The organism is Tolypothrix sp. FACHB-123 (assembly GCF_014697075.1).
GTDB lineage: Bacteria > Cyanobacteriota > Cyanobacteriia > Cyanobacteriales > Nostocaceae > Aulosira.
On record NZ_JACJRE010000068.1, the window covers coordinates 1 to 20071 of the forward strand.

Sequence of the window (20071 nt, forward strand, 5' to 3'; positions counted from 1 at the left end):
AAAGGGGAATGAAGGGGCTGCCGACGGCAGCCCCTTCATTCCCCCCTTAAAATGATTATCATTCTTGTTAATGGAATAGTTTATTTTCTGGAAGTCCCTAACAAAAATGGTTGAATGAGTTTTTTGAGTTTGTTGCGTACTTGTTTATCCTGAAATTTCTCAATGGGGATAGCAAAGCGTTGATTGAAGCTTTCAAAGGAACCCAGTAACCCAGGATTGATAAAGCGGAATAAATTCCACAATTCGCCGAGGTGGTTTTCAATGGGAGTGCCGGTGGTAATTAGTTTAAAACCACCTTGGAGGTTCATCGCCGCCTGAGAACGTTTGGTGGTCATATTTTTGATTGCCTGAGCTTCATCCAGCACAATCGTTTGCCACTGCACCTGGGATAGCATTTGCGATACTTCTTCTTGCTGCAACAGACCATAGCTGCACACCAACATATCAAACGGTTGTAGACCATCCAGTAGATTTTGGCGGTTCGCGCCTCCAAATTGCACAATATTAAGAGTAGGAGCAAATTTCTGGGCTTCACTCACCCAATTCATGCACACAGAAGTTGGGGCAATAATTAGGGTTGGCCCCTCATGGGCGCGCATTAGGATAACAGCCAACGCCTGCACGGTCTTACCGAGTCCCATTTGGTCTGCCAAGCAGGCTCCCACACCCCAATGTGCCAGCCGCGCCAACCAACAGAAGCCTGACATTTGGTAGTCGCGCAGTTCTGCTTGGAAGGTAGAGGGGAGTTCCGGTTGCAAGCTTTGTACTTCCTTTAAACGCTGGATATGTGCCTTCCAATGTTTATCTGCTTTTACCTTGCCTACCTCATCGACAAAATCCTCTAAGCCTAATGTTGCTAAGGGGTGAAAGCGGATACCTTTACTGTGCTTTTCTGAAAACGATCGCAATTCATCAAGACGTTTGCGAAAAGCTTGGGTTAAAGCTAAGAATTGACCATCTCCTAGGGGGATAAACCGACTGGGGGTTTTATCCAAGAGTTCTAAAAGTTGCTGCATATCCAGCACTAGGTCTTTATCCAGTTTCAACTCCCCAGTAGCAGCAAACCAATCTTGCTGCCGTTGAATGGACATTTGGAAATCTTTCAAGTCTGCTTGGTGCTTGACACTCAGTTTTTCTCCTTCCGGCCATTCCAGTACCACTGTGTCCCCTAATGCTTGCAGTTCCAGCAGCAGTTCTAAACAGTCCTCTGGATCTTCTATGAGCCATTCCCTATCTTGTTCTTCACCACGAGTTAAGGTAGGACAGGCGTTGATTGCGGCATTGGCAAGTTGCTTTTCTTCCTGGAGATTGCGCCTGGTTTGCAGACGCTTACCGTCAATCTCTGCAATTACAGTTTCACCACCCGTACCCGGACGGTAATAGGGGCCACCTTGGGCAAAGGGGCGAGACAGTAAGGATACTTTTAATCCAGCATTGGCAGGCAACAGGTGAATGTGGGGTATAGTCTGGGCTGGTACTTCTTCTGCTCCCTCTAGTCCACCACCGATGTCAGAATGCACGGTGACGATGCCAGAGACGGCATTGATAGCTGCTAAGACTTGCTTGGAGGCAGTAGCGGGGACGTTGAGCCGATTTTCCTTGCCGATAATCTCCGCGATGCGTCTATGTTCGGCAGTAATTTCAATTACCTTGATGCGGGTTGGGGTTTCTTTAATAGTGAAGATATTCTGTGATGGCTCTAGTTTTGGAGAAAATTCTAAAGTTAAGCGATCGCGTTTTCCTTTTTTAACAAGTAGTTCCGGTTCTCCCTTGACAATTTCCACGCGGGTGGTGGGTGCATCTTCCCAAAATACCAAGGGGTGTCCAATTAATGCAGAGATTGCCTTGGCGCTGAAGGTATACTCAACTTTGCCGCGATATCCATAATCATATGAAGTAAATGTTTCAATGCAGCCACATACTCTCAGATCCTGAGATGTAAGATAATCAAGCTCACCCAAATTTCCGCTTAGACGCTTGATGGCTATGGGACGGCCTTTACTCCACTCGCCTTTGGCATTAACCTTTTGTTCGCGGGGTTGCAAAATACATTTGCTGGGATAGAAAGTAATAAACCATGCCAAGCGTAGTTCTGCCTGAGCTTTTACAGGTGTTGGCGATGCTTTCTGAAGATTTGCTAGTGCATTTAAGCACATCTCCCAAGGTTCTTGTGGCTGCATCAAGTCAACGATGCTGTCTATGCCGATATCTTCCCGCAGGATTTCTGCCTGGGTTTCATAACTGCTGTTTGGTTTGAGTCGGGACAAGAGTTCTGCACTCTCCATTGCCAGCCAGTGATAACCAGATGCAACAGCTTGCTGATAAAATTCCTCTAATAACATGGGCAAGTGCTTTTTGGCTCTTTCTGCATCTATCCAGTAATGACACAGGACAAAAAACAAGGTTTCTAGGCTGTTGTGTTCTTCAGGGAATAGAATGCGGTTGCTAGTGATGAATTCTTTTTGCGCGATGTCCCCTAATTGGACTTGTAGCAGGATTTTCAACTGGGCATAAATCGACAAAAGCCAATGGTCTGATTGACGTACCAGTAAACTTGTATAATCGAGTGCTTCCTGGAGACTTTCCCGCGAACCATCTTTGATTAGTGCCAAGATAAAAAACAAGCCGCCCATGGTGCTAAAATACACCTGACGCTTACCTGTGGCTTTCTTGATAGCTTTGAGACTAGCATTGTAATCGGTTATGGCTTGTTGATTATCGCCGCGTAAAAAATTCAACCAACCTCTGTATACAAGGCTATTATCTCGATAATCTTCGGATATGGAATCTAAACTCTGCTGTGCTTCTTGAATACAACCCCGCAGTAGTAGTTGTTCTGTCAAAACTATGTGCAGGTAATCTGAGTTATGTCCACCTTCTTTTGCACATTCTTCTTGAAGTAGAGTAAAGGCTTCATCTGCGGGAGAACATTTCAACGCAGCATTGATGAGGATGATTGATATGCAGTTGTCATATAATTCCTGTGGCAGGGTGCGAAACCAATCGGCATCAAATGGGTTAGTGCAAATCTGCTCAAAGATATTTTCGATAGATATCTTGTCGTCGTTGTAATTGTATCTGTTATAGTCTTGGATTTGTTTATTAATGTAACTGAGGTTTTGGCTGTAAAGACCAATGCGGACTTCTCTGATAAATTGGCGATCGCTTTGAAAATACAGTGGCCCATCTTGCCAACGAGATTTTACTCCTAACTTGTCATGCACTGTTTTTGCCATGACTTCAAAACAGCCAGCTTTTACTGCCGAGCGAGTAGCAATCTCTACCAGTAATGGATGACACTGAGGCCCCTGTCCTTGTCCTTGAATCAGGAAACCTGCTGTTAGTAATCTATCGATATAAGGTTTTAAGGTGGAGCTAATTAAATATTTGTAATTTGTATCACGCGCACCGATGTAGTTCAAACATTCTAAAAATGTAGTTCTGTTGACAGGTTCGTAAATTACTGAGAATAATTGGACAATTTTTTGCTCTAGGGGTGGTAACTGGGAGTATGCTTGGGCGAGTTGCGCTTGTAGTTTTTGCTGATCAACCTCAAAAGCGTTCATGGTTCTGATTGGGCGCGTATATCCACTAATAATAATTTTCGCACTGTTCGGTATTTTATATCCAGAATGTACCAGTTGTTCTGAGGCGATCGCAGTAATGACTTCAAGGAAATAGAAAATTCAGACAGTGCAATTGTTAAATATGTACTTAGTATATATCAATACTTTAATAATTCAAGAGTTTTAACGACTTCTACAAGGTAAACTGTCTGTACTAGAGTATATAAGTAGTATAGACATGGCTGCTATGGAACGCGAATCAATTAACTTCAAACTTCCCAAAACCTTAACTAAAGCACTCCGCACTGCCGCACGAGAACGTCATACTACTGCTACCGATTTAGTTATCCAGGGTTTGTATCATGTCCTAGGGCCAACTCCTGGTACAGAAGTGAGTGTAGAAACTCGTCTACACAACCTGGAAGCCCAGTTGAGTGCGCTCGCCAATAGGCAAGAAAATAGTATAGAATCTGGTGTAGAAAATAGCTTACAACAAAGACTTTCACTCTTAGAGCAGAAAAGCGAAGCAATTGCCCAACGCTTAGCAAAAATAGAAGGAGCAATCTCTGTCCTCTCTGGGCGCTCATATTCTAGTTCTAAGCGCAAATCAAATAATTACCACCCGCCACAACTAGAACTTCAACCATTACCAGCCCAAAACTTAGCCTCAAGACTAGGTTTAACAGCGTCATATCTTGTAGACCACTTTGAAAAACTTTCCACCAAAGATTTCATCAGTTGGACTCGTAACCGCGACCCAAGAAGCATTGGTTGGGAGTTCCACCCAGAAGACGGTCTGTACCATCCAATACAGCAGTAGTTTATACATCCATCAGCTTCAAAGCACTGCTATCACTTGGTCTAGCCTTGAGATAGCGGTCAGTCACCGCCAAATTGGCATGACCCAAAGTTTCCTTCACCAGTACCGGATTAGTTCCCCGCTCAATCGCATGAGAACCATGAGCATGACGCAACCAGTGAACTGAAACCTTTTCACTCAGCCCAGCAGCTTCTGCTATCTCCTTAATAATCGGGTGTAGATTTTGACGGTCGAGATGCCCTCCCTTCTGACTGGCAAACACTGGATCTGTCGCTAGTGCATTTCCCTTAAACTCCATCAATTCCGCCCATAGCTTCGACTTAATCAGAATAGTCCGGTTTTTACTGCCCTTAGCCTTGCGAACATAAACCTGACCGCTGTCTCCGCGTGGACTTAAATCTCCCCAGGTTAACTGACACAGTTCATTAGCCCGTAAACCAGCCTGATACAACAGCTTGATAATCAACAAATTCCGACGCGCCGTATATTGCCTTTTCGGCGTCTTCACTTGTTCCAATTTTTTCTGAGCCATCCGCACCAACAACTTAATATCAGCCTCATCCAAATAGCGTTCATTGATTGCGTCTGGCATTTCATTGAGCTTGAGTGCCATACCAACATTGAAAGGTAAATAACCAATTTTATGAGCAAAAGAAATCAAACTTTTAGCTGCCGCCAAATACATCCGTCTAGTACTTTGCGCCTGACCCGAAAATTGAGTCGCATATTCCACCAAATCTTCATAGGTTACCTTGTTGAGAGGTTTCCCCAAAAATACTAAAAATCGCTTCGTATAACGCTGGTAAGCCTGCACAGATGACTCTGCCTTCCCTTCCAACCATAAAGCAATCAACTTTGCCTCCCCCTGCCTGGGAGATAGAGTAGCGATCGCCTGACGATAGTTGTTCACATGCACCAGCGACAGAGCCATTTGTTTTACTCACTTTTTAATCAGACACAATCTAATTTTTGTCTGCTTTTATAAGGTCTGATTTTTATTGTCTCTCAATTTGGGTACTTGGGATACATCTATCTTATTTATTAAGTTATGTTAAAGCAACACTTACTTAGGTATTTGATGATTTACATGCTAAGTTATATACTTAATTTTTCGGACACAAATGCTGCGATGGAATGCTTTTGTTGTACTTAAATCCTCAAGATATAGGCGATCGCGTTGCACCCTTGCGAACAGTACTGGAAAGACACGTCGAAAAAGAAATGCTAGACAAGCTCGGCGGTGGCAGAGCGATCGCCTGAAAGAGCAATAAGTTGCACCCTTCGGCTCCACTTCACCTTCCTCAGAATGCGATTTGGAATTGTGCTACGATTTTTCCCTAGATTCCGCCTTTCACTCTTATGCGAAAAAGTGAAGCACCGTGCTGATAACAAGGCAACTTCAAGAAGAAAGGCAATACGGGAGCAGATGAGAATTTATCAACAGCGATGAGTGCTATGAGCTCCCGTATTGCCGATTTTATCCTTCCATTGGCAAAACCTCCTCATCTAGCAAGGTGTAAAATTCTCTTACAGCAGTATGAAGTTGGCACAGTTCATGAGGATATCTCGCTTCACACTCCAACACAGTCTCCCAGCGTAAAACCCCACTCCATTGCTGGAGAATGACTTTAATTGCGTCTACTCCTTGAGCCACAACAGAGCGAAGCATTTCTACACAATGGAGTAGGGTAGTGGGGTCAGTAGGAGGTGGGTCAGCAAGAGGAAAAGGGGCAGGGGGCAGGAAGCGAGGGGGAAGACCGGGATGGAGCTTGTATTCCTCCTCAGTCAAGCGCCCAGGAAGGGCGGGGCTTGTTCCCCCTGCTAAGTGCTCACTTCCCCCCTGCCTCTTCCGGTCAAAATCCGTAGTATCCCCCCCCTGATGAGGGGAGTTACCTATACATTTGTGGGAGGGGGTGGATACGGACTGTTGTTTTCGCTCTACAGTAGATGGAAACTGCTGTAGAGCCTGTAATGAAGTGGGAGTTTTGTCAACAGAACTTGTATTCAACTCTTGGAAGGTACGCCCTTGTTGACGGTGAGCAATTACATGAAAAGCAAATTTTAATTCCTCTAGTGAAAGTGAATAAATTTTTACTTGTTGACCGCGTGGCCCCTGTTTGCGACAGGATAACTTGAGTCCCATCTGCTCCAGTAAAATAGCTAGTAACCAAATGGGTTCACACTCCCTTGGGACGGTAAAACCAAGAATTGCTTTAATGTGAGCAGCACAATGAAAGGCAATCTCCCTCATATTCAGTAAGTCTGGGTCGGTTGCCGTCATCTCGCCCCCGGCTATCAATCGTTGAAGAATGTGATGTAAACCCAAGTTGAAGCGGGCCAGCCATCGCGCCGAGTAATTCCCCCAGTCGATGCATAAAGGTAATTTTTCGCGTTCGGTACGGTCTTTATCTGTGACAATTTTTGGTGGTGCTGGATATTGCCTCCCCGTTTTTGGGTCAACAATTGAATCTAATGGTGCTTCTAAAATTGCTTCTAAGTCGGCAAGCGCTCCAATTAACCGACCACCCGCATCTTTTTCAACGAGTTGGGGGGTGACCTCCATACCGTAAGCTGACCGAATACGATACTTCTCGCACTCAAAAACTTCTTCTGGTGGCAAGTAATCTTTGCTCTTACGCTGACGATACTCAGTTGCTGTAATATCATTAGCCCTGGTAACAGCCAGATGATAAGCAGTATCCAAAACCGCCGCAGATTTTTTCAAATTTTCCAGGGAAAGCAGATCGTCATCACTCCCTACTGAGATAAATGTATTGCCCATTTCTGACAGCAGCGAGCGCAAATCATCACGCAGATTATTGATAGACTGGTTGCGGTTGGCCAAAATTTGGCAGTAAGCCTCTAGTGCCCAATCTTTCTCTGCGCCCCGAGAGCCAGTTTGACGGTCAATTCGTAGTAAGAAAGCCGTCATTTCGTTGGTTTGCAGTAAGCGTTCTTTAATTTTGGCGGCGTTAGTGTCTTTGTAGCCAAAGGGAGGGCGCTTTGCCACCCAAACGTGAAATGGAACTAAGGGACGATAACGATACAGCTGTTGGGCGCACTCAGTTGCGGTTTGGGAAACTCCATGAAATGCTCCAAAAACCAAATCAAAATGATATTGGGCAATGTCTACTCCAGTCCCGAGACTGGGAGAGGTTAGTAAAGCATCGAGGTTTTTGACGGCGTTGGTAATATCTTTGATGAAAGCAATGTTTTCTTCAGATCCGGAGTTGTCGGAATGGATAGACCAAATACGTAGCTGATTTTTCAAGGCTTGCAGATTTTGCTCGTCAGCGCTGTTGTTGTCGTTTGTTGAGCACATCTGTAATGTAAGTGACTGTTCAAGTTTTTTAATAAAGCGCTTCGAGTCAGAAACTACCATAATTTTTTGCCCACTCATCAGGGCTGCTGAAATCTGAGCAACTAGGGCGCTGGAATTATTACCTTCATACCAGTAAATAGTCCGCTCTCCATTTCGCCATTCGTTTTTGATGATGTAAGGGATTTCTGGTTGCGGTCGCATTGCTCGGAAAAAATCGATGGTAACGTCGTCCATGTGAGCATCAGCTATGACAACCAGTGGTGCATTGTATACTATATATTCCAGTACTTCTATTATTGCGGCGCGATGTTCCTTGCAAGTGTTACTGTGCAAAAGGTGTGTGAGGTATTGGCAAGCTTCATCAATAAAGATGCAGCCGTAGGTGAGGGCTTGAGTGTTGAGCTTATGCAAGCTATCAATAGTAATGCTCAAAGCAGTAGCTTGAGCTAAACCTACGTAACCCAATTCTGAGTACATGGCAGTTTCTAAGCGCAGAGCCAAATTTTTCAGCAAGTTAACGCGATGTCCGTTGTTGAGGAATCTTGCTGTTGGATTTTGGTTACGCCACCAGCGCATGAGTTCAGTTTTACCTGTACCCATATCACTCCACAAAACTACAAGCCCTGATTGAGGAAAGCGAAAAGATGCTCTGCTCTTGGAAGGATATTGGGCACAGGTGAGAGAATTGCGGTGATTTTCGACTAGGTTTTCAAAGTCATGTCTTGGGGTTGCTGCACAGCTAACTTCGTGTGATTCAGCTTTTGGAGTCAAGTCTTGGGGTTGCTGTAAAGCTAATTGTGTCTGACTCCCCTGTTTTAGGGACTGAGGAGGACAATGAGAATTAACCTTGGGGGTGAACAATTGTGCTGTTGCTTCCTCATCAAAATTGGCAATCTCCAAAGCTTGGGTGAGATATTTGATATTGACTGTCACATCTGGTTTATATTTGCTCAGTCCCCATTTTCTAGCACGATACGAGCGCCGATAATCAGCCAGTGTTTTGGCATCATCAATGATTGCCAATAGCAGTGCTAAAGCATCCTTACCCCTAGAGACCACAAAATCATCAACACCTTTTTCTGGCCCTGGTAATAGCGCCACTTCAGTTGTGCAACCATATGCCTCAATTGCTTTACCAGTGCGAACTGTTGCTTGAAAAACCGACCAGCGGGTCGAAGCTTTTGTTTCATAATCGAAGAGAATAATAAACTTGCGCCCGCTCCCTGCCAAGGGTACTAAGTCTGGGTGTAAACGTTCATCAAAATCCTGCACTCCCACGCGCCCGTTCCAAATTCCCGGGAGTGCGATCGCTACAAACCCCTGACTGAGTAAACAGGCTGCTTTTTTCTCTCCCTCACAAAGAATGATCGGAATTTCTCTGTGTAATTGCACCCACTCCCAAAATAAGCGTGGGTTGAGTCGGTCAAACAGACGTAATGCTAAGGGAGAATGATATCGTTTGATATTGTACCGCCGGGCAACCTTATCCCAAATACAGTTGGGGACATCAAAGTAAGTGACGCGGTTGGGTGTTTTGGGAGGAGATTCGTATTTGACGGGTTTGTTTTTCTCAAAATTAATACGGGGATGATCTGGTTTGAAACGCCCCCATTCCATCGGCTGCCAATTGTTGAGTGGGTCTAATCCATTTACCCACCATCCCCCCAATGTTGTGTGAGCATATCGTTTTAAGTACTCATCTCGTAATCGCCCATCGTTACGTCTGGCTGTTTGGGGTAGTGCGTAAAGTAAATATTCGTATACTATCGCTCCACCCAAAGAACGAACATTGAGAGCAGTTAATTGGGGGTCAACACCTGAAGCTGTTACCCATTCAAGCCAATGCTTGTCTGTTAATTGGTCGTTACCATTAGTAACATTGATATTAATTACATTGGTAAGTGCCATTATCCTATCCTCCGATGATGATTGTGTTCATCGGAGCTACCCACTGTTTGAGAGTGTAAAGTGTTGGGTGTAAGGTGTAGTGAAGATTCTTCTGCTACTTCCTACTCTTTTTCCAACGTAGGTTTTTGAGATTTGACCAATTTTTTGGGTTCTCAAACCAAAATTATGGTTGAAAACCTAAAAAAACATTAAATAATTGAGAATTTCTGCAATTGATTATCGTAAATCTAAATACCTACTTTTGAAAGACCCCCTACCCTTACTCTTTAGGGCGAAAGTAGCGGTGCTAGTATCAAGTGTTACCAACAGCTAACAAATCTATCTCAACTCAGTTAAGAAAAAGATTTCAACCTTTTAACAAAGCAGTTTCGTTCCTTAAAAGGCTGAAATTTTAAGTAACGAAACTTAAGAAGTTAGTTTGACATCTGTGATGCACTTGATTCAAGTTGCGCTTACTTTGCCTATATGACGCAGACATTGTTACATTGAAATAGCTTTAATATTTGTTACGGTTAGTTGTTAACCGCATAGCTTATGTCTGGCGTGTGGGCAGCTAACCGATTTCTTTTTGGAGTGACTTGCCAAAACTCCCTAAGGTCAAGGTAATGCTTAGGGTGTTGTCAGTCAAAAAATCAAAAAATCAGTCCTATGGTTTAGCTCAAAGCCAAACAAAACAGATGTTAGCTGGAAAATTCGAGTATTCAAGACATTATCCTCATATACGAGGCATCTAGCCGAAAAGTTTCTTCCTAAACTATTTGTGACTAGATAGCTCTAGGTATCAAAATGTTTTCAACCTAGAGTCGGGCTAGAGTTGGGAGAAATTGTAGCGCTAGATGCCTTTTTTGCTATTTGTTTAAAAAAAGGCATACTACTCCATCCCCTATATGCTAATATTGCCAACAGGGGTCGGTCGTAAGGTATCGTTAGGCTCTGAACAAATTTTGGTGTTTTCTTGACCGCCAAGTCTTTCCGACACCAATCCTGTTTGCTAACGACTCCCCTCACATTCAAGTTATCTCAATATGTTGCTTTTGTCGGTTTTACCTCCTTCACACATCGACGAAGACTATTTCTGGGCATCATTGCTTTCGCTAGAGTAACATGAATTGCTCCAGGACAGTATTAAAACTCGCTGATCTCTTCCGTGTTGACGATTCTGTCACAAATATGAAAGCCGCCTGGTGACTATCATTTGTTGCCTATAAGTGGTGAAATCAATATTTCCTTACTCAGAAGAAATCCACGCTGGTGAAAGTTTTGACAATCCTAAAGAGCTGATGAGAAAATTTCCGACTCCAATACACGCAACAATTTCTCTTCCAAAGTAGTTAAATAAGGACGGTTCACCTTTCCCAAAGACTCCAGAAATTTTTGCACCGATTCTTCTAATGTACTGGAATACACTCGACTAATGCGATCGCTAAGAAGTTGCATCTGCTGACAATCATCAGGCAAGTAATTGAAGGATTGTAAATGCTTCAACCCAATGGTGTACTCTGCATCCCACATTCTCACAGTACAACTAAATTCGTTGACTTGAGTAACAATTGCCCAACAGCCACCTTTGCCTCTAAGTTCTGGATTGTCCTTAGTTAGGATTTGGCAGACTTCGCCGACAAAGTAGGTATTTGGTACTTTGGTACGCTCCATGATGCGTTGTACAACATCCTTGACGATTCTACCAGTCGGTACTTTACCACCTGCTTGTTGTACTGCACTCTGCCATACTTCCCACTGTTCCTGCGGTTTTAGCTTTGTAATTGGTCGGACTTGCCCTTCAGTTGTCGGTAGAATTTGTGATTTATTTGTTGTCAAATCTTCATCTGGCAAATTTTGACAACAAATTGTTGTCAAATTTTCGTAGACATCAGCTGCCGCAATCAAGTAATTTGACTTTTGGCGGCTATGACCAAATCTATCACGGCAATAATCCTCGAAAGTTTTATGAGTCGAGCGGTATAGTCTGCGATCTCGCAACTCCATCAACGCCTTACCTGCTTCAAAAAATGCTCTTTCTACCTTCCGTTCTAAGTGTAGACGATCTCGCTGTTCTTCCTCTGTCAGATCAGAAATTTCCACAGATGTTACTGTGATAGTTGCTGAAACTGGATCTGCTTGATGGGAGATATCCTTATTGGCCTCTGTTGCAGGTATTTCTGAGTTACTAGAGGATGGTTGGTTCATCGAAACTCCTGGGTCTGAAACAAGAGAAAGAAACAGAAACCTAAATCGTGAGGTTTAGGAATCACCGTGGCTGTCTTCCCTGTAAGGATGTGAATATTCCCCATCTCTCATACTTTGATGATGTACGTTTAAGGTCGATTGCAAATAATCCTCTGTTATCTGGATAGTTGCAATAACTCCAGTAAAGAAATTGAAAGTAGCAGCATAGGAAGAAGATCTGTGTAATTAAGTATTACTCTCGCCAACAAGAGTTACACCAAAGTCTACACCTAAGACTTGTTCGATTTTGCGAAGGTTCTCAATTGAAAGTGCTCCTTTGAGAGTTTCTTTTTCAATGTCGTACCAGTAAGTGCGCGATACACCAACCTCATCACATATTTGCTCGAGAGACTTACTGCAATTTAATCGAGCTTGCTTGATCTGCTCCCCTAACCCTTCAATTTCAACTTCTTTAACCTGTCTAATTCGCATTCTGGTATTCATCACATTATCACTTCCTAGAGTAAAGGGTTAACTATTAGTTTTTATATACACTATCAGCTATTAGTTAACACACTATAAACTAATAGTGTACTAAATAATGTCATACAAAAAAACATACTGGTTCGACTGTGTACTAATTGAAGAAATCAAAACCATAGATTTGGACATATTTCATCGGTGATGGGTCAGCAGTTTACTGTTGGTATCTGTGTGGCGAAGTAGTGTATGTATTTTTGATGCACATTTTTGTAATAAGTAGTTATTTGTAAACAAATAACAACAAAATTCTGATTTGATACATAAATGCATCATTTAGTCAATCTTTCAAAGTGGTAAAAATTGGTAAATAAATATATAGAAAGTAGAACAAATTTTGCAGGTTTTGTTTATTCCAGATAAATTGGACTACAGTTTTTTTATTGTTCCTTTGCAAAATAATTATGCTTGTTAGCACAAAAGCTTTATTCCTCACGCTTGGAATTGATTAAAGCAAAGGACTGTCAGGGTAAAAGCATCTAAGTTAACAAATTTTAGATTGTGAATTAAAGTATTCCAATCTAAAATATTTCGGTTGAGGCTCTCGAAGAAGTCTAAAATCATTGCATTCTGGTATTTTTTAACTCTTGTTAGTTATCAAGGTTAATAACCAAAGCTCATAATCAGCATTTATCAAGAAGAAGTCAGAAGTCAGAAGTCAGAAATCAGGAGTCAGAATTCATTTAAATATTCTGTACGAGTAGCTGATTACTATAAATTAAAATCTTGTCCCTTATGGGCAACAAGAAATTCAAGCATTCTCGTCTTAAAACTCTACCCATAAAGGGATAGAGCATTCTAAATTCTCAATTGTGAATTCTGGGTTCTGATTTTTCAAATAGTAGAGGGAAAACCCTCACAATAGCCTCTAATGAAAGGCAGCAGCCTTCAAATAACAGTTAACCAAGTTTACTAATAAGACGGCATTATGCAAAGAAAAACACCCCCTGTGGCTTTAGCTTTGCTTAAAGCATCTACATCAGCATCCATGCAAGTAGATAGTAAAGCCAGAAAAAATTCAGCCACAAAAAACTTACCGAAGAAAGGCAGAGGGCAGAGGGCAGAAGGCAGAAGGGAAGATTTTGTTTTGCCTCTGCCTGCATGGTTTGAAGCCCCTAAATTTATTTATGAAGAAGAAAAAAAGATTTTTTCCGAGACACGTAGTGCGAGGAAAAAGGTGTCCTTGTTAAATCCCCTACATTTATTTATGGGGATTCCTTCTGCCCTCTGCCTCCTGCCTTCTGCCTTCTTAATTAAGAGATTATTTCCAGTACGTTGGCAGTTAGTTTCAGTCGCCACCACACTCTCTGTTGCCTTGCAATCAAGAGCAGCTAGAGCAGATTCAATATTTTCTAATGCCCAAAAAGCAATGGAATGCATAATTACTAATGCCTCAGCAGGTGGAGCAATTAGTAATGCAGTTCTGACTAGTCTGCCAATGATTTTATTTACCGCCTTGACAATAGTTTTATTTGGTTATTTCTGCTTCTCTGTATATCAAGGAGTTGCGGCTTATGGGCGTGGTGAAGAAGTGAGTAATGTCATTCAGCAGCCAATTTTCACTTTTATATCTGTGATATTGATTGTAGTATTTCAATCTCTGCTTTTTGGTAATAACGCAGCTTGTAGTTAATTCTGGCTTGGCTTTCAGACACCCTATACTATGGCTCTAAAAATCTGATGAAACAAGAGATAATCAAAGTCAATCAGAGCTTAGGCGAAAGTCCCAAATTTGGCCCGTTTACAGGCAGACAATTTGTAATTTTTGCGGGTGTATTCTCTGTAGTTTTTGGACTTTTGAGCCTACTTTTAGGATTAGATATTTTCTGGGGCTTAGGTTTGGCATTCTGGGCAAGTTTTTCAATTGCCTTACTTTCAGGAGATAAGCCATATCTTTATTGGTCTAAAATTTACCCAATTATTCCCAGATGGACAAGGGGATATGCCACTTACACTCAAGCACAACATAAGAAAAAAGTTGGAAAGCGAAAAGTCAAATTGACTCGCTCATCTCAACCGAAAACTCTCAACCCTTTTGAAGATTGGTTGGATTTAACTACAATAGTCAGGCTCAAAAAAGATTCCTACATTATTGGAGCTTATCTACTCAGTAAAAAGCACTTAACTGAGAGTAGTAATACTCTGCAATTAATCTTTGGTTATTCTTGCACGGGAATTCATCCCCTATTCAACTCTGCACAAGAGATAGAAGCAGTTGCCAAAGCTTTTGAAAGTGGCTGTAAAGAAATACCACAAAGAGAAAAAATCACGTTTAGATGGAGTTCATTCTGTGATGATAGCGATAGTGCGGAATATTTGATGCAACGCCTGAATCATCCAGCTTCTCTAGAGTGCGAATTCCTAGACTGGGGAAGACTTGCCCGCACACAAAAGCTTACCAAAGAAAAAGCCAGAAAGAACATCAAACTCAATATTTACTGGTCATTTACTATAGCTTCTGAAGCTTTAGAAACCTCAGATCCAGTAGATAAGTTTTTGGTGAAATTAGCTAACTTCTTACAACGCAGATTTACAGATTCTGGGGTAAATCAATTAACCCTCAAGCGATTAACGCAAATATTAACGAAAGCCCTAGAAGCCTCATTAAGATACCAGCAGATTCTTGCAGAGATGGGGTTAAATCCTCAGCCGAAAACGGATAAGGATTTATGGCAAGAACTTTGTAAAAATATTGGAGCTAAAGAAGTTATCATTCCTCACACTTTGGTATTTGATGAACAAGGTGTCAGAGAAGAAATTGATGAAAAAGCTTTGTTTGATAAACCAATCGAAATCATCAATCAGCCTCATCTAACTTCTATCATCCTCAACAATGGTGTGCCTTTTGCAGATAAACGCTGGATTTGCTTACCAAATGGTAATGAGAAGAAGTATGTCGGGGTGATGGTATTGAGCCGCAAACCAGAAATCTTTGCTGACACCAAACATCAAATTCGTTTCCTGTGGGATTTATTTTCGCGTCACAACATTTTTGATGTGGAAATCATCACAGAATTCTCCCCGGCTGACCGAGGAATTACCCGTGCTGCCCAGCAAATGATTACCAAACGCTCTAGGGCGTTAGATTTAAATGTGCAGCAGAAAAAATCCATTGATGTTTCTGCCCAAATTAATGTAGAAAGGTCGGTAGAAGCGCAACGACAACTGTACACAGGAGATGTGCCACTCAATTTAAGCTTGGTGGTGCTGGTTTATCGAGATACAGCAGAGGAAATAGATGATGCTTGCAGACTGATTTCTGGTTATATTTCCCAACCAACAGAACTCACCCGTGAATTTGAATATGCTTGGTTAATCTGGTTGCAGACTTTATTAATCAGGCTAGAACCAATTCTGATGCGCCCGTACAATCGGCGGCAAACTTTCTTTGCTAGTGAAATTCTGGGACTGACCAATATAGTACAGAATAGTCCCGCAGATATGCAAGGGTTTGAGTTGATTGCAGACGAGGGAGATTCGCCTGTCAAAATTGACCTTTCAAAAACCAAAAATATCTTGATTTTGGGTACAACCGGCTCAGGTAAGTCTGTTTTAGTCTCATCCATCATTGCTGAGTGCCAAGCTCAGGATATGAGCGTTTTGATGATTGACTTACCCAATGATGATGGCACAGGTACGTTTGGGGATTACACACCTTATCACAACGGCTTTTACTTTGATATTTCCAAGGAGTCAAATAATTTAGTGCAACCTTTGGACTTATCAAAAATCCCTGTAGAGCAAAGGGAGGAACGAGCTAAGGCGCACAAGAATGATGTGAACTTGATTGTTCTGCAATTAGTTTTGGGTTCGCAGACTTTTGATGGCTTCTTGTCGCAAACAATCGAGTCTTTGATTCCCCTGGGGACAAAAGCTTTTTACGATGATCCTGATATTCAAAGACGCTTTGCTTTAGCTAAGAAAGAAGGATTGGGTTCTGTGGCTTGGGAGAATACCCCAACGCTAGCAGATATGGAACATTTCTTTGACAAGCAGCATATCAGTCTAGGATATGAGGATGAGAATGTTGAGCGATCGCTTAATTATATCCGACTGCGCTTTCAATATTGGAAAAATAGCAGTATCGGCAATGCCATCTGCCGTCCTTCAACTTTTGATACTGATGCCAAGTTAATTACCTTTGCCCTGACGAATTTGCAATCAAGTAAGGACGCAGAGGTTTTCGGGATGTCTGCATATATTGCCGCATCTCGCCAATCTCTATCAGCACCGAATAGCGCATTCTTCATGGATGAAAGCAGTGTGCTGTTGCGGTTCGCTGCTTTATCGCGGTTGGTAGGCCGTAAATGTGCCACGGCACGCAAGTCTGGTTGTCGAGTTATGCTGGCTGGGCAAGATATTCTGTCGATTGCTAATTCCGAAGCCGGTGAGCAGATTTTACAAAATATGCCCTGTCGTTTGATTGGGCGGATAGTACCTGGGGCTGCTAAGAGTTTTTCTGAGCATTTGGGAATTCCTCAAGACATCATTGAGAAAAATGAAAGCTTTCGTCCCAATATTAAGCAGTTATATACGCTCTGGCTGTTGGATTACAACAATAAATATATTCGCTGTCGTTACTATCCTTCTTACTCAATGTTGGCGTTGGTGGCAAATAGTCGGGAGGAACAAGCAGCCCGTGACAGATTTAAAGCTATGTATGCAGATAAATTTCAATGGGTTGCGGAGTTTTCTAAGTATTACGTCGATTGCATTAAACAGGGTAAGCCTCTATGAAAAAGTTAGAATTTGTTACTGAATTAGCACAATATAAAGTGTTGCTAGCAATTTTTGGAGTGTTAGCAGCATGGGCATCTTTTGAAGGGTGGAAGTGGAATCAGGCACAACATGAAAAATATATCGCACAGAAAGAAGAAGCTTGTCAGCAAGCTATAGAAACGGCTAGTAATGATGTTCAAAGTGACCGATTTCTCAAATCTGTTTATTATGCAGGTTTAATGAATAAAAAATCTAGATTTCAATTAAAGCAACCAGGTATTAATACTGAATTTCAAGCGAATAAAGATTATATTTTAATGCATTCTCAGCCAGCATCTCTAATACCAGAATCCCCACGATATGAGGGAAGTTTATTTGCAAGGCTCTCTAAACAAACTGATAACAAACCTCCTGCACCATTGATAGTAACTGGTAAGAAATTAGTGGGAGAACAAGCAGAAGTAATATCTGCTTGCTCGCCTAAATCTTTTACAGTCTCAAGAGAGAACTTATATGAAACCACTCAACCAATTGACGTTACCCCTTATCTGCCGCCGTTTAGCAGTTTTTAGCAGCTTAATAGTTCTGTTAATTGTGTTTTCAGCTTTACCAGCTAGAGCTGGAGCATCTTTCCTTAATCAACTGCAACAGGTTCTTGTGAGTCTAAAAACCTCTATTGAGCAGTACAAACAAGAATTTAGTCAGCAGTGGCAAGAATTGAATGCAGATTTAAACGAAGCTATCAGTTCTACAGTAGGAGATTTAGGGATACCTGACCCCTTAAAAGCTGGTAAAAAAATTAAGGTAGTTATTCAAGAACAAGAGACAGATTTAGTGCAAACTGATTCGCAAACCCAAGGTGATAATGCTCAAAGAGACTGGCATCAATCTTATACTTATGGGCTAGCTGAATCGGTTTTGGGTAGAGAAGGACAGAAAACTCAAGCCCAAGAGGGTGAAATGTCTAATCAGGCTTTGGCAACTTCATCTAATAATGCAGATGAAGTTCAAAATGATGTGATTACTCAAGACATTTTAAAAAAGATGGCAGTACAGAATCTGCAAACAACACTTATTACTAAGTCAATTCATAGCGAAGCCCAAAAACAAACGCGGGCTTTATCAGCCGCGAACATTAATCTGAGTGATATTTCCAGTATGTTAGATGAACAAGCGAAACAAGAACAAGCTAATAATAATTCCAGCGCTAAACAAATTATAGGTGCGGCAGCTTTTGCTGATAGTTTCTGGAGTAAGCAAGATGCTAAATAATCTGACAAACTTCTGGTATTTGCTAGAGGTAACTGGCAATACTAATGCTGAAGATATCGTTGATGGTGCTATTAATGGCTCGCGATTGGTTGTATCTTCATTTAATCAAGATTGGCAAGATTTAGCTAGTGGTCAAAGTGAAATATATAAAGCAGTAGTCACTATTTCTGCTTTATGTGGTGTTGTATTTGTTTCTTTTTGGTCAGTAAGTTGGTATTCACGCATGATGCAAGAAGGATGGAGTCATGATGTGTTTAATGAGATGATATATCCATTATTGGTGTGTTTGATGTTGACCATTAATAATGGACAGTTACTTGCTAGTACTTCTTTAATGTTTCGGAATACAGCTATTAATTTAAATGATAAGGTGCTAAGTATTACTCGCAACGGTATTACTTTAAGAGATGCGATTCGCACTACCAATATGGATCAGGCTTTTGCGCTCTCAGCCCAAGCACAAATGCAAGAGTGTGAAAAAAAGCCTACAAGTGGCAAGGATAACGAAGGAAACACAATAAATCCGCGAGAGATTTGTCAAAAAGAGAAAGCGGATCAGGTGACAAAGCAAGCTCAAGAATATCGAGATAAATATGGATTACCTGCTTATTCCAATAGTTGGAATCCGTTAGATATTGGCGGACAGTTTGTTAATTCGATGGTGCAAGCTTTATCATGGATTATCTTTAGTGGTTTACAAGCAGCGTTTCAATATGTTGTGCAAGTAGCATTTTTATTGAATGCTTATATTGCGCCTATCTTTCTAGTACTTTCGCTTTTTCCTTTTGGCACTAAACCAATCTATGCTTGGGTTGCGGGATGGCTGGCACTTACTTTAGTACTGATGTCATATTCAATTATTTGTGGGATTGCTGCTAGTTCAATTGTGAATGCAGATAGTAATAATCCTTTGTTTTTACAGTTGATAGAAGCGATTTTATCCCCGATTTTAGCAATAGCAATAGGTGCGGGTGGAGGAATGGCTGTTTTCTCCGGTTTCTCCAGTAGTGGTAGGTTAATCTCAGGGAGGATATTCAGATGAAATTACTGGATAAGAAAGAGATTAATTTTACTCCCTTGGTATCCATAGGACAAACTATTATTTTAATATTTTTATTTTTAATTACTCTGGCTAATTCCAGTAGATTGGGAAAAATTTCTAATAGCAAGCCGACTCTGGTTGAACTGCAAGATGGAACTTCTATTAGGGCAGTTGCGATGGGAGAAAAAGACCGCACTGACCAAGCTATTATGGATTTTGTGGGGCGAACTATGATGAATTTGATGAGTTGGAATGCTCTCCCTAAATCATCAGACGAAAATCTCGACCCCAGGAATTTAAAAATTGACCCTGGTATCCAGATAGCTGATAAAAAAGTTACTACAAATACTTGGAATTCAGGATTTGCATTATCAGAAGATTTTCGGGCTAGTTTCTTACGAGAAATAGCTGCTTTAACGCCATCTGATGTATTTAATGGGGAAACACAATCAACCCTAGTGGTGCGCTATCTTGCGCCCCCTCTAAAATTATCGGATGGACAATGGCGCATAGATATGGTTGCCAATTTGGTCGTTTTTAAAGGTAAAGACCAGTCAGGTAAAGGAATTTCTTTTAATAAAACTATTTTTGTCAGAGCGGTAGATACTCCACCTTTACCGAATAATCCTTCAAAACAACAGTTAGCAGCTTATAACGCCAGAATTGCGGGAATGGAAATTTATCGCATCCAAGACGTAGATTTGGGTAGGTGATGT

Annotated in this window: 12 protein-coding genes and 1 pseudogene; 8 read left to right on the plus strand and 5 right to left on the minus strand. The window is 41.6% G+C overall.

The features are described from left to right. Nucleotides 1–98: 98 nt before the first annotated feature. A pseudogene (locus tag H6G41_RS28925) lies at nucleotides 99–3566 on the minus strand (DEAD/DEAH box helicase); the annotation flags it as partial. A gap of 247 nt (nucleotides 3567–3813) precedes the next feature. Between H6G41_RS28925 and H6G41_RS28930 the strand changes: the two are divergent. After that, nucleotides 3814–4386: a hypothetical protein gene (locus tag H6G41_RS28930; protein WP_242038090.1), complete on the plus strand. Its 573-nt coding sequence runs from the start codon at nucleotides 3814–3816 to the stop codon at nucleotides 4384–4386. 1 nt (nucleotide 4387) lies between these two features. Here H6G41_RS28930 and H6G41_RS28935 read toward each other — a convergent pair whose 3' ends face one another. Further along, nucleotides 4388–5317 carry a tyrosine-type recombinase/integrase gene (locus tag H6G41_RS28935; protein WP_190751111.1) on the minus strand — a complete coding sequence of 310 codons (930 nt, stop codon included), beginning with the start codon at nucleotides 5315–5317 and terminating at the stop codon, nucleotides 4388–4390. A gap of 203 nt (nucleotides 5318–5520) precedes the next feature. Here H6G41_RS28935 and H6G41_RS35890 point away from each other — a divergent pair, with 203 nt between their 5' ends. Then, nucleotides 5521–5646 (plus strand): hypothetical protein, encoded by a 126-nt coding sequence (locus H6G41_RS35890; RefSeq protein ID WP_277878209.1) that lies wholly within the window; start codon nucleotides 5521–5523, stop codon nucleotides 5644–5646. A 217-nt stretch (nucleotides 5647–5863) separates the two neighbouring features. Here H6G41_RS35890 and H6G41_RS28940 read toward each other — a convergent pair whose 3' ends face one another. The 3 genes from H6G41_RS28940 to H6G41_RS28950 form a co-directional block, all read right to left on the minus strand. Continuing rightward, nucleotides 5864–9616, minus strand: coding sequence for a plasmid replication protein, CyRepA1 family (locus H6G41_RS28940; RefSeq protein WP_190751112.1), 3753 nt, complete (start codon nucleotides 9614–9616; stop codon nucleotides 5864–5866). Nucleotides 9617–10885: 1269 nt separating this feature from the next. Next, complete coding sequence (locus H6G41_RS28945; RefSeq protein ID WP_190751114.1) at nucleotides 10886–11803, minus strand: hypothetical protein; 918 nt, start codon at nucleotides 11801–11803, stop codon at nucleotides 10886–10888. A gap of 225 nt (nucleotides 11804–12028) precedes the next feature. Further along, nucleotides 12029–12274, minus strand: a complete 246-nt coding sequence (locus H6G41_RS28950; RefSeq protein ID WP_096648644.1) for a helix-turn-helix transcriptional regulator — start codon at nucleotides 12272–12274, stop codon at nucleotides 12029–12031. Nucleotides 12275–13250: 976 nt separating this feature from the next. On the opposite strand from H6G41_RS28950, the gene H6G41_RS35425 reads away from it, so the two are divergent. From H6G41_RS35425 to H6G41_RS28980, 6 genes are read left to right on the plus strand one after another with little or no spacing between them, the layout of a single operon-like run. After that, nucleotides 13251–13955 carry a hypothetical protein gene (locus H6G41_RS35425; RefSeq protein WP_242038091.1) on the plus strand — a complete coding sequence of 235 codons (705 nt, stop codon included), beginning with the start codon at nucleotides 13251–13253 and terminating at the stop codon, nucleotides 13953–13955. Nucleotides 13956–14002: 47 nt separating this feature from the next. Further along, complete coding sequence (locus tag H6G41_RS28960) at nucleotides 14003–17059, plus strand: helicase HerA domain-containing protein (RefSeq protein WP_190751116.1); 3057 nt, start codon at nucleotides 14003–14005, stop codon at nucleotides 17057–17059. Beyond that, a complete protein-coding gene (locus H6G41_RS28965; RefSeq protein WP_190751118.1) occupies nucleotides 17056–17613 on the plus strand; it encodes a hypothetical protein in 558 nt (185 codons plus the stop codon). The genes H6G41_RS28960 and H6G41_RS28965 overlap by 4 nt, the downstream gene beginning before the upstream one ends. Continuing rightward, nucleotides 17555–18313 (plus strand): hypothetical protein, encoded by a 759-nt coding sequence (locus tag H6G41_RS35430; protein WP_242038092.1) that lies wholly within the window; start codon nucleotides 17555–17557, stop codon nucleotides 18311–18313. Before H6G41_RS28965 ends, H6G41_RS35430 begins: the two co-directional genes overlap by 59 nt. Beyond that, nucleotides 18303–19355 (plus strand): type IV secretion system protein, encoded by a 1053-nt coding sequence (locus H6G41_RS28975; protein WP_190751120.1) that lies wholly within the window; start codon nucleotides 18303–18305, stop codon nucleotides 19353–19355. Before H6G41_RS35430 ends, H6G41_RS28975 begins: the two co-directional genes overlap by 11 nt. After that, nucleotides 19352–20068 (plus strand): hypothetical protein, encoded by a 717-nt coding sequence (locus H6G41_RS28980; protein ID WP_190751122.1) that lies wholly within the window; start codon nucleotides 19352–19354, stop codon nucleotides 20066–20068. The genes H6G41_RS28975 and H6G41_RS28980 overlap by 4 nt, the downstream gene beginning before the upstream one ends. Nucleotides 20069–20071 lie beyond the last annotated feature (3 nt).